The sequence below is a fragment of the Rhizobium sp. Root708 genome (assembly GCF_001429725.1).
In the GTDB taxonomy this organism is placed as follows: domain Bacteria; phylum Pseudomonadota; class Alphaproteobacteria; order Rhizobiales; family Rhizobiaceae; genus Rhizobium.
Window position 1 is genome coordinate 1 of sequence record NZ_LMHV01000028.1, and the last position, 10,788, is coordinate 10,788.

A 10,788-nucleotide genomic window follows, 5' to 3' on the forward strand; every position below is an offset into this window, starting at 1 on the left:
CGCCGGCCTTCGGGCCTTCGAGCTGTACGGTCATGACCTCGAGCGGTTTTCCTGCCTGAACGGCAACGGCGGCGCGAACGTCCATCTTCGAATTCTCCAATGCTGATTTGATCGGGCGGACTCTTGCACGCCGCATGCCGCCGGCTCAAGGAAAAACCCGCGCGAGACGCTGATTTCCTTGTTCAAAGAGCAACTTGCGGCGATTGCTGTGCAATCTGCGTCAGAACAGATTTTTCACTGCGAAGACGATGGCATAGCCATGCATGGCGATCGCCGAATAAAGGCCGAAGGCCACCATCATCCGCTCTCCATCGGTCATTTCGTCAAGCTGATGGCGCGGCTTGATCGAGCGCGCACCGATCAGACTGACAACAGTGAACACCAGCAGACCGATCGTCAGCAGCCGGGCCGGAAGGCCGATGGTAAAGCCGATGCACAGGATGCAGAGCGTCACGAAGAAGCTCGCCGCAATCTGCGACGACCGCGAGCGGAAAATCTGGCGCAGGACCTGTCCGCCGTCGAATCGGTGCATGGGCAACAGGTTCAGAAGATTGAATGCGCCGAGGATCAGGAGGAAGACGAGAATGGGGTTGCCGGCGCTCGCCGGCAGAACGCCCTGTTCGGACAACTGCTCCGCGAGGCAAAGTGGCGGCACAAGAAAGGCGGACATGCCAGCGCCCATCAACGCACATGTTCCGACTTCGAACAGCGACCGATAAGGCCTGCCACCGATCGCCACGCCACCCAGCAGCGGAATGAAGATCATCCGAACCGTGGGATGCCCGAACATTCGATAGGCCGCCATGTGGCCAAGCTCGTGCAGGACGATGACCAGCGTCAGGAAGGTCGAAATCATCAAGCCCTGTATCGTCAGGCCGAGAAACGGCCAGAGCAGCAAGGTCGAGACGATCGCCAACAGAACCTGGACAAGCGGATGTTCGAAATACCCCTGGGGAGCGGAGTGACCGGTTTTCAACCAGCCCTCCAGGGCGCGCATTTCCCGCCGCAATGAAAAGTATCTGACAATGAGGAACGCCAGGCCGCGATAGCGATCCGTCTGGGTAATCTCGATCGTGACACCGCCGGTCGTCTCCCGGACAATCCGGCACTCCTGAAAATTCTTCCAGAATGAGGGATCAAGCGTGCTGTCGTCCACGACCGACGACCTGTATCCGACTGTGTTTGCGTTGGCCGTGTCCAATGGCTCGACGGCAAGGAGTCGACGCAGCGGCGCTCCGTGACGGTCGAGATGCTTATAGGTCTGCTCGACGAGGTTGCCGCGTTGTCTGATTGGCTTGCTTGACAGGACCGAGTGATGCCAGTCGGCGGCGTCGCCGCTTGGGTTAACCGCGCTCCAGAGTTTCTCGCGGGTACAATTGAAGGTGCGCCGGATAGACAGGGTCCGTTGCCCGAGCGGCAGGCGCATCAACAAGGCGAGCAGGCCGAGGTTGATGGTCAGCAGCAAGATCGCCGATTGCACCACGGTCATTCACATACTCCATTCCGACGTTTGCCGGATGGCCGTATTCTAGTGCCTGCGCCTTAACAAAAATGATCCGCGTCGGCACGCATCGTTGTGCCGAAATGGCTCAGGCAAATTCCATGATGACGGCATCCACCGCCAAGCTTTCGCCGGGCTTGGCGTTGATCTTGCCGACAACGAGGTCGCGCTCGGCCCGCAGCACGTTCTCCATCTTCATTGCCTCGACGACGGCGAGGGTTTCGCCGGCCTTGACGTCCTGACCCTCGGCGACCGCAATGGAGACCACCAATCCTGGCATGGGGCAGAGCAGCAGCTTCGAGGTATCCGGTGGCAATTTCACCGGCATCAGGCGATCCAGTTCCGCGTGACGCGGCGTGAGGACCTTCGATTTCACGGAGAATCCCTGCCAGTCGATCCGCTGACCGTTGAGCAGCGGCCGCAACTGCGCCGTCACCCTGAGATTGCCAACCCGGCCGCTCCAAACAGGCTCACCGGGTCTCCAGTCGGTGACGACATTCAAGATCTCGTCGCCGATCGCGATATCCATCTCGAAGGGAACGGTCGGGATGCCCTCGAGCAGCCGCGCGGCGATATACTCGTCGTCCAGCTTGACGACCCAGTTTTCGCTTATCGCGCCAGACGACTGGCGAAGTCGATCCTTGAAGTAGTCGCGACGGTTCGCGTCTATCAGGGCTGCCGACAGCGCAACGGCAGCGAGGACCGCCTGCTGGATGCCATCCGGCGTCATCGGGGCGAAACCCTCAGGATATTCCTCGGCGATGAAACCCGTCGAAAGCCGTCCCTCCCGCCAGCGCGAATGCTTCATGAGCGCGGAGAGGAAGGGCACGTTATGCTCGATGCCATCGACCACGAAACCGTCGAGAGCCTGGCCCATCGCTTCGATCGCTTCCAGGCGGGTGGGCGCCCAGGTGCAGAGCTTGGCGATCATCGGATCATAATACATCGAGATCTCGGCTCCCTCGAAGACGCCCGTATCGTTTCGCACGACCGCGTTTCCAGCCTCGCCCTCGGCGGGCGGGCGATAGCGCGTGAGTCGGCCGATCGACGGTAGGAAGTTTCTGTAGGGATCTTCCGCGTAGAGGCGGCTTTCGACCGCCCAGCCGTTCAGCCGAACATTATCCTGCGTGAGTGTCAGAGGCTCGCCGGCGGCGACCCGAATCATCTGCTCGACCAGATCGATGCCCGTGACGAGTTCGGTCACCGGATGCTCGACTTGCAGACGGGTGTTCATTTCGAGAAAGTAGAAGTTGCGGTCGCGGTCGACGATGAATTCCACCGTTCCGGCGCTTTGATAGTCCACGGCTTTCGCGAGCGCGACCGACTGCTCGCCCATGGCCTTGCGGGTCGCTTCATCGAGGAATGGCGACGGAGCCTCTTCAACGACTTTCTGGTTCCTTCGCTGGATGGAGCATTCGCGCTCTCCGAGGTAGACGACATTTCCATGGGCGTCGGCCAAGACTTGGATTTCGATATGGCGCGGCTCGACGATATACTTTTCGATGAAGACCCGATCGTCTCCGAACGAACTCCTGGCTTCGGACCGGGCGCGGTCAAAACCGTCCCGAACGTCGCTCTGGTCCCACGCGATACGCATGCCCTTGCCGCCGCCGCCCGCCGATGCCTTGATCATCACGGGATAGCCGATTTCGCCGGCGATGCGTTCGGCATGGTCAGCGTCTTCGATCACGCCAAGGTGGCCGGGAACGGTCGAGACCTTCGCAGCATTTGCGAACTTTTTCGATTCAATCTTGTCGCCCATTGCCTTGATGGCGCGCGGTTTGGGGCCAATGAAGACAATGCCTTCCTTCTCGAGGGCTTCACAGAAGGATGCGCGCTCGGAAAGGAAGCCATAACCGGGGTGGACGGCTTCGGCGCCGGTCGACTTACAAGCAGCGATGATCTTGTCCGCGACGAGGTAGCTTTCGGAGGCCGGCGCTGCGCCGATATGGACAGCTTCGTCAGCCATTTCGACATGCAAGGCATCCCGATCTGCGTCCGAATAGACCGCGACAGTCGCGATGCCCATCCGGCGCGCAGTTTTGATAACGCGACAGGCGATTTCGCCGCGATTCGCGATCAGGATCTTGTTGAACATGAAGACTCCACCCGTGAGATGCGTACCCGAAGTCTTACGCATAAAGTTCGGGAGGCACAATCACGTGCGAAGTCTTCATTGGCAGGGCTTCAGGCGACGGCGATGTTGTCGTCGACGATGCGCAGCCAGCGGCTTCGACGCTGCGGTTCTGCATGCTCAACCAAACGAAGACCAGCCATGATGTCGTCCCAACGCGGATGGTTGGAAGCGGGCAGGGTGGCCTCGCCGATTCGCATCAGAACGTTCCACGTCATCGGCTGGACGTTGATGCATCCGCCGTCGGAAACGCCGCGCAGCACGCGCATGACATAATCGATGTCCTGACGCGAGATCCCCCGACGTTCCACTGCCCGCATGAGGCTGTAGCCGCCGATCTTTTGGTCGATCGCCAAGCGGAGCTGATCGAGGGCGAAAGCGCGAAGCTCGTCAGGAACATAGGTTGCGATGTCGATGACATGCTGGACCAGTTCCAGTTCCAGGGACGAGTTGACGACGCCGTCTGTTGCGACCATGCGCATCAGCCATGCGACGTTGATTTCATCGAGGCTGCCTTGCGGATAGCTGTAATTGACGATGAATGCCGCCAATTGCTCGACGAAGAAGCTGTTCCACTCCGGGCATTTTTCGGGGCAAGAGTTGTTCAGCGCCAGCATGACGACGACGTCGTCAGGGGTCCGGATTCCCTCCGGAAAACTATGTTTGCGCAATAGGCTGATGTCATCGACAGTCAGCCGATGCTTCCCGGCGATTACACATGCCGGAAAAGCGAGTCGAAATTCGCTCATCTTTTATCTCCAGGCTTCATCATGAAGCCAAGACGATGCTTACAGCCAGCGAATTGACGTTCCCTCAACGGGTGCGGTTAACGAAACCTTCGACGGTTTACGACGCTTTTAGCGACCTCGCCTGAACGCGTTCGCGCCAGATGATAAACAGGCCCGAGCCCACGATGATCATGATGCCGATCCACTTCGAGAAGTTCGGAAAATCTCCAAAAAGCGCATAGCCGAGCACCGTCGCCGAGATTATTTCGAAATACTGAAACGGCGCGAGCAGGGAAAGCGGGGCCATTCGGAAGGCTTTGACCACGATCATGTGGACATAACCGGAAAGCGATCCCAGAATCAGCAGCAGAACAAGCCCGAGGATCGACGACGGCAGGGATAACTCGAAGTCAGGGACGCCCAGCCCGCTTCCAATGGCAAGCGCAGCCGACATGAACAAGGTGCCGCCGATGCCCGCCATCGTCTGCATCGTCAGCGGCGAATCGGCTGTCCCGATCGCGCGATTCATAAAAAGATACAGCGCGAACAGAAACGCGCAGCAAACCGGGAGCAACGCCTTCAGGCCGAACACCTCATAGCTCGGCTGGATCACGATCATCGCTCCGCCGAAGCCGACGATGATGGCCGTCCAGCGCCGCCAACCAACCTTGTCGCCAAGGAAGAGGGCGGACAGGCCAGCAAGCATGAACGGCTCCACGAAATAGATCGCAAAGACGTCTGCCAGCGGCATGTACTTTACTGCCGCGAAAAAGAGCAGGCTTGCCGCGCCGTGCAATGCGCCACGAAGCAAGTTCATCCAGGGACGCTTCGCCGACAGCGCGCCCCAGCCGAACATCAAAAAGAGAATCGGCAGGGTGCAGAGCAGCTGAAAAAAGAATCGGTAGAAGGTGATCTGACCGGGGGACATGGCCTCGAAGGTCGCCATGTATTTCGCGATCGCATCCATCGCCGGCAGCACAAGCATGGCGCCGGCCATCAGGGCCATGCCCTGCAATGGATTGTGATGATCGGAAGGATCGTTCATGCGAGAGATTTCTTCATCGGCTGAGGTTCAGCCGTCAATGATAAATATCTCTCTCAAGAAGAGATGGTGCGGTCGAGACGCACCAAAAAAGCTGGCAAGATGATTCGAACTGATCCCTCAAGACTTGAGGTTATATCTTTGTTTTTACGCAATTATTATATGTCAATTGAATAACTTAAATTTGACGCCCGTTGAGTACTGGGCCACAGTTTGTCACCAAATTGTGACACGGGAGCCGACGTCATGGACCGGACAGACCCTGATAGATACCTCGCCCTTCGGAATGGCATCTACCTCTATAAGCGACGCGTGCCGAAACTTCTGGAGGACCTCGACGGTCGGAAGCCCATTGTCAGAAGGACCTTGAAGACGCGGGATTTGGCGAAGGCGCGAGCCCTCCGCGACGGCTATGAGCGGGCTGACGACGACTTATGGGGCGCGCTGTTATCCACCGAGTCCGGCGAGGGCGTCCGACGCCGATACGAGTTCGCCGTACGAAGAGTTGCCGCGATGGGCTTCACCTATCGCACGACCTCTGAAATCCTGCAGAGCGAAACCGGGGCTCAGATCCTGGAACGACTGCGAGCACTCACCGAGGAAAGGCCGAATTCGCTTCAAGCCAACGCCATACTCGGCGTGGTGGAGAGACCGACGACGCGTCTATCCGAGGCGTTCAAGCTTTATGTCGAAAGAATTGCAGCCCCTGAACTGGGAACGAAGAGCCAGGAGCAAAAGGATAGCTGGCTCAAGGTCAAGAAGCGGGCGCTCACCAATTTCATCACGCTCGTCGGCGACAAGCCGATAGGGGAGGTCACCAGAGACGATGCGCTAAAGTTCTACAATTTCTGGGCGGACAGAATATCCCCCCTCGGTGATGCGAAGAAAACCGCGACGCACAAGCCGACCTCTGGAAACCGCGACATTGGAAACTTGCGGGTGCTTTATAAAGAGTATCACGAGCATCTCAACGTAAAAGTCGCCGACAATCCCTTTGACAAGCTCACATTCAGCGACAAGTTCAAAAAGGCTAGGACGCGCCCACCCTTCACAACGGAGTGGATCACCACCCGCATTCTGGTTCCGGGCGCTCTTGCGGGGCTTAATGAGGAAGCCAGAGGCATCGTACTCGGCATGACAGATAGCGGTGCGCGACCCAGCGAACTTGCCAATATCGATGAGGAACGTATCTTTCTCGACGCGCCGGTCCCCTACATCCGAGTGGAGGCTCGTCTCGACGCGGAGGATCCACGGGAGCTCAAGACCACGTCGTCCGCGAGAAACATCCCGTTGGTCGGCGTTGCTCTTGCCGCATTCCAAAAGCATCCCAAAGGGTTTCCCCGCTACCGGAACAAGGGCGTCGCGCTTTCCGCATGTCTGTTAAAGCACTTTAAGGTGAATGGCCTTTTTCCAACGAAGAAGCACGTGATCTACTCGTTGCGCCATTCGTTCGAAGACCGCATGAAGGACGCCGGGATCGACACCGAACTCCGGATGATCCTAATGGGACATTCGAACTCGAGGCCGGCCTACGGGGTCGGAGGCTCTCTCACTTGGCAACGGGACGAGCTTCTCAAGATCGTAGTACCGTTCGATCCGTCAATTGTTTGACGCTCATAACGGCCGCAGCCTCAGCGTCAGCATCACAAGGCGACACCCGCGGCAAGCAGAGCTCAAGTTCGGCGTCGGCAAATGCCGGAGGGCAGCCGCTTGCGGCTACGTCGCGCCAGCAAGTATCGCCGGACTCCAGCGGGTCAGCAGTCATTAGGCCGGACCAACGACAGGACATACGCCTCCCAAGCCGCGAGAGCGTCTCGACGGGCGGAGGACGCGTGATACCAAAAATACGTTTTGTCCTGCGGCGCTTTGCGAAGTGCGATAGCCGCCAACACACGCCCTCGATCCTCCTTGATCCAGTCGGACACTGTGCGGCGTATAGTGGCGATATTCCAGGCTCGAATGACGCGGTCCGGGGATATGTGTTGGCACACGGCGGACATCCGGTCGCGAAGCGACATCGATGCTCGGGCAAGTTGGTAATTGCCAACCGTCCTCCAGTCGAACACCTGCAAATCATCGGTACGTACCAGGCTGTTTAGGAGCCGCGTGACGTATGGCGACAGTGGCACCTCCTGCATCGTGAACGACCTCGTCGCCGCCAAAGGATTGTCCGGTACGAGCCACGTCCCTTTGTTGAAATCGATGTCCTTCCAGAGCGCGCCGGTGAGTTCGCTTGCTCGCATGGCAGTCAGAAGCATGATCTTGAAAAACACTTCCCATCGCAGTGGCATCTGCCCGGCCGCGATCCAGAAGCAGATCAGTTCGTGACGATCAAACGAGACGGTTTCGAAGCGGGAAGCTCCGGCGCCCCTGCGCTGCGACCGTTGGGACAATGGATGTTTTGTCGTCATCTGGGCGATCCTCCCGGCCTGTCGAAAAAGTGCTGCTTCACGTCTGGAGAGGCAATGGTTCCTCAGGATCGCGCTGTAGTTCGATCGTGCAGTCGTTTAACCCTTTTGCGTGCCGCCGAGAAAAGCTCTCGGTACTCACGGCGCTGCTCGATCTGAGCCTCCAGCCACCTGTACATAGCGTGGAGCATGGCGCCGTCGCCTCTCATGGCGACGACCTCGACCGCCAGGCGATCAAGCAGACGCTCAAGATCGGCGTCGGAACAGTTCGCAGGTATTTGTACCCTGGCTTGGTCAGGCAGTGTTTGCTCGGTGCTCATCCGGAGCTCCTCTGGTCGTCTTTCGCGCTTCGCCATCGTCCCGTCTCAGGTTGAACTCCGCGTCCCTCGAAGCTCGCTGCACCCTTTCGCGTCCTCGAGATGCCGTGGGGGCATCGTCCCGATGGGCGTGCTCCGGCACCCATCGGTTTGCTTAAAGCGATGCAAAGTTGTCCAATTTCAATGCTGCCTTGCGTAGCGGCTCTTCGGCCGCTCGCGAATCAGAGGCAAAAAATCACCGAAAAATCAAGCGATAACCTTCAGACTCGTTATCATGACCAGAACCAGATCGTTGGCAAATTTTCAGATCGCGACCGATTGAAAAATCGCTTGAATCCTTGGCCGCAGTTGGTATACGGCGGCGAGTCCTTTCCAACAATTACCTGAACTGGCGCAAAACGACGCTAGCAACCATAAGGCGAGTTGGTGGGAATCCTTGTCAGGCTCAGGGGGCTGGTGACGTCAATTATCGTGACGTCCAGTTACAATGCGTGATGTTTAGGGGCACTCTCTTCGCGCACCTGATGCTGATCGATGCGGTAAACGGAGCGGAAGGGTTTGGCGTGATGTCGGAGAAGATGCGAGCGTTGGTGCTGGATGCCTCCCGTGGACTCGAAGTCTTACAGGTGCGCGGCATATCTAAGCCCAAAATCGAGACAACTTGCGACGTCGGAAACGCTCTACAAGGTTATCTCCGTTCTGCTCCTGATCATCGCGGTCATATTGGTTGTCGGACACGACGCGACTGAGGGGCAGCCGTTGCTGACGGGAGGCACCCAGCTTGTCGCCGAGGTGAGCGCGGGCTTCGTGATCCGGATCGTGGCATCGCTACTGGGCGTGGCCGGCGGCGAGCTGCTGATCCGGACGCTCGTGCTGCTGTTCGGTGCAGACATCAAACTTGCCGGATCACTGTCGCTCGCCGTCAGTCTGCCGACCATGCTGGTCGGGTTCACGCGATACAGCCGCGATCAGAGCTTTTCCGTACTCGGGCGCAACAAGACGTTCCTGATCATCATGGCCGCAGGCTCGATCGTCGGAACTTTCATCGGCGGATGTCTTCTCGGTATCGTCCCCAACGCGTTTTTGCTGCCTGCGTTGGCGGTGATCCTCGTGCTGTCCGCCGTGAAGGTATGGCGATACAAGTGGAGTCAGATCGACTTCAGGTTCACCCGCTGCTCAAGCTTCTCGGCGTCCTCCTTCCGCTCGCTGTAGCGGTCGGTCAGGTAGGAGGAGGCGTCGCGCGTCAGCAGCGTGAATTTCACCAGCTCTTCGCAGACGTCGACGACACGGTCGTAGAAGGACGACAGCTTCATTCGCCCTTCGGCGTCGAACTCCTGAAAGGCCTTGGCAACGCTGCTCTGGTTGGGGATGGTGATCATCCGCATCCAGCGGCCGAGGCTTCGAAGCTGGCCGATCATCACCGCGAGCGTCTTGCCCTGCGTCGGGCGAACCGACCCGACCGCCAAGGGAATCCAGTCGATCTGGGACTTCATCACGCCGGTCATCGCGCCGTGGCGTTCGGGGCTAACCCAGACCTGTCCCTCGGACCACTCTGACAGCTCCCTGAGTTCCTGAACCTTCGGGTGGCCAACGGGTGCATCGTCCGGCAGCGGAAGCCCCTTTGGATCGAAGACTTTGACTTCGCACCCGAGTCGTTCCAGCAGGCGACGGGACTCGTGAGCGAGCAGCCGACTGTACGAAACCTCCCGGATCGATCCATATAGGATCAGGATCCGCGGCTTGTGAACGGAAAACGACGGGCGAAGGGCATCGAGGTCGGGCTGGCGGAGATGGCTTTCATTAAGGGCCGGGAGGTCTTCAGACAATGCGCTTTCCCTCTTGGTCGAGAACCCGCTCGCCGTCTTCCTTCGTGAACGCGCCCTTGTGGGTGTCGGGCAGGATGTCGAGTACGACTTCCGACGGCCGGCTCAGTCTCGTGCCGAGCGGCGTGACGACGAATGGTCGGTTGATCAGGATCGGATCCTTCAGCATGGCGTCGAGCAACTGGTCGTCGGTCAGATTGGGATCGTCGAGGCCGAGTTCCGCGTGTGGCGTTCCCTTCTCGCGGATGGCCTGCCTGACGGTGAGGCCGGCGTCGGCGATCATCTTGGTCAGCTCGGCGCGCAATGGCGGCGTCTTCAGATATTCGATCACGGTCGGCTCGATGCCGGCGTTGCGGATCATCTCCAGCGTGTTGCGCGAGGTCCCGCAGGCGGGATTGTGGTAGATCTTGACGTCCATCGTCAGGTCCTTTCTGTTGCGATGTTCTTGGAGACGGCGGGCGCGGATTCGTACCAGCCCTTGGAGCGGTTCACGATCCAGACGACCGACAGCATGACCGGGACCTCGATGAGGACGCCGACGACGGTCGCCAGCGCCGCTCCGGACTGGAAGCCGAACAGACTGATGGCGGCGGCGACGGCGAGTTCGAAGAAGTTGCTGGCCCCGATGAGCGCCGACGGCCCGGCGACGCAATGCTGTTCGCCAGACATGCGGTTCAGCAGGTAGGCCAGCCCCGAGTTGAAGTAGACCTGTATCAGGATCGGAACCGCTAGCAGACCGATGATGGTCGGCTGCGCGATGATCTGCTCGCCCTGAAAGCCGAATAGAAGGATCAGGGTCGCCAGCAACGCGACGAGCGAAAGCGGCTGAAGCCTG

The 10,788-nt window shown here is 59.0% G+C and carries 9 protein-coding genes and 2 pseudogenes; 2 read left to right on the forward strand and 9 right to left on the reverse strand.

The window, feature by feature from the left end; all coding sequences use genetic code 11:
• The 5 genes and pseudogenes from ASE04_RS31030 to ASE04_RS16775 form a co-directional block, all read right to left on the reverse strand.
• Positions 1–85: pseudogene (locus ASE04_RS31030) on the reverse strand (GNAT family N-acetyltransferase); the annotation flags it as partial.
• A gap of 135 nt (positions 86–220) precedes the next feature.
• Positions 221–1,489 carry a hypothetical protein gene (locus tag ASE04_RS16760; protein ID WP_056819249.1) on the reverse strand — a complete coding sequence of 423 codons (1,269 nt, stop codon included), beginning with the start codon at positions 1,487–1,489 and terminating at the stop codon, positions 221–223.
• A gap of 100 nt (positions 1,490–1,589) precedes the next feature.
• Positions 1,590–3,599, reverse strand: a complete 2,010-nt coding sequence (locus ASE04_RS16765; protein WP_056819252.1) for an acetyl-CoA carboxylase biotin carboxylase subunit — start codon at positions 3,597–3,599, stop codon at positions 1,590–1,592.
• An 89-nt stretch (positions 3,600–3,688) separates the two neighbouring features.
• On the reverse strand, positions 3,689–4,384 hold the full coding sequence (locus tag ASE04_RS16770) for a hypothetical protein (RefSeq protein ID WP_056819254.1): 696 nt from the start codon (positions 4,382–4,384) through the stop codon (positions 3,689–3,691).
• A gap of 97 nt (positions 4,385–4,481) precedes the next feature.
• Positions 4,482–5,408 carry a DMT family transporter gene (locus tag ASE04_RS16775; RefSeq protein ID WP_056819256.1) on the reverse strand — a complete coding sequence of 309 codons (927 nt, stop codon included), beginning with the start codon at positions 5,406–5,408 and terminating at the stop codon, positions 4,482–4,484.
• Between the two features lie 243 nt (positions 5,409–5,651).
• Between ASE04_RS16775 and ASE04_RS16780 the strand changes: the two genes are divergently transcribed.
• Positions 5,652–7,016, forward strand: coding sequence for a DUF6538 domain-containing protein (locus tag ASE04_RS16780; protein ID WP_056819258.1), 1,365 nt, complete (start codon positions 5,652–5,654; stop codon positions 7,014–7,016).
• 143 nt (positions 7,017–7,159) lie between these two features.
• On the opposite strand, the gene ASE04_RS16785 is transcribed toward ASE04_RS16780, so the two are convergent.
• Positions 7,160–7,816 (reverse strand): tyrosine-type recombinase/integrase, encoded by a 657-nt coding sequence (locus ASE04_RS16785; protein ID WP_056819260.1) that lies wholly within the window; start codon positions 7,814–7,816, stop codon positions 7,160–7,162.
• 983 nt (positions 7,817–8,799) lie between these two features.
• Here ASE04_RS16785 and ASE04_RS16795 point away from each other — a divergent pair.
• Positions 8,800–9,342, forward strand: a pseudogene (locus tag ASE04_RS16795) (TSUP family transporter); the annotation flags it as partial.
• Here the strand turns inward: ASE04_RS16795 and arsH are convergent.
• From arsH to ASE04_RS16810, 3 genes are all read right to left on the reverse strand, one after another.
• On the reverse strand, positions 9,279–9,956 hold the full coding sequence (arsH, locus tag ASE04_RS16800; protein ID WP_056819264.1) for an arsenical resistance protein ArsH: 678 nt from the start codon (positions 9,954–9,956) through the stop codon (positions 9,279–9,281). The pseudogene ASE04_RS16795 and the gene arsH sit on opposite strands and share 64 nt — an antisense overlap.
• Positions 9,949–10,371 (reverse strand): arsenate reductase (glutaredoxin), encoded by a 423-nt coding sequence (gene arsC, locus ASE04_RS16805; RefSeq protein ID WP_056819266.1) that lies wholly within the window; start codon positions 10,369–10,371, stop codon positions 9,949–9,951. The genes arsH and arsC overlap by 8 nt, the downstream gene beginning before the upstream one ends.
• A 2-nt stretch (positions 10,372–10,373) precedes the next feature.
• On the reverse strand, positions 10,374–10,788 hold a 415-nt coding region (locus ASE04_RS16810; RefSeq protein WP_443216877.1), incomplete at its 5' end, for an arsenic resistance protein.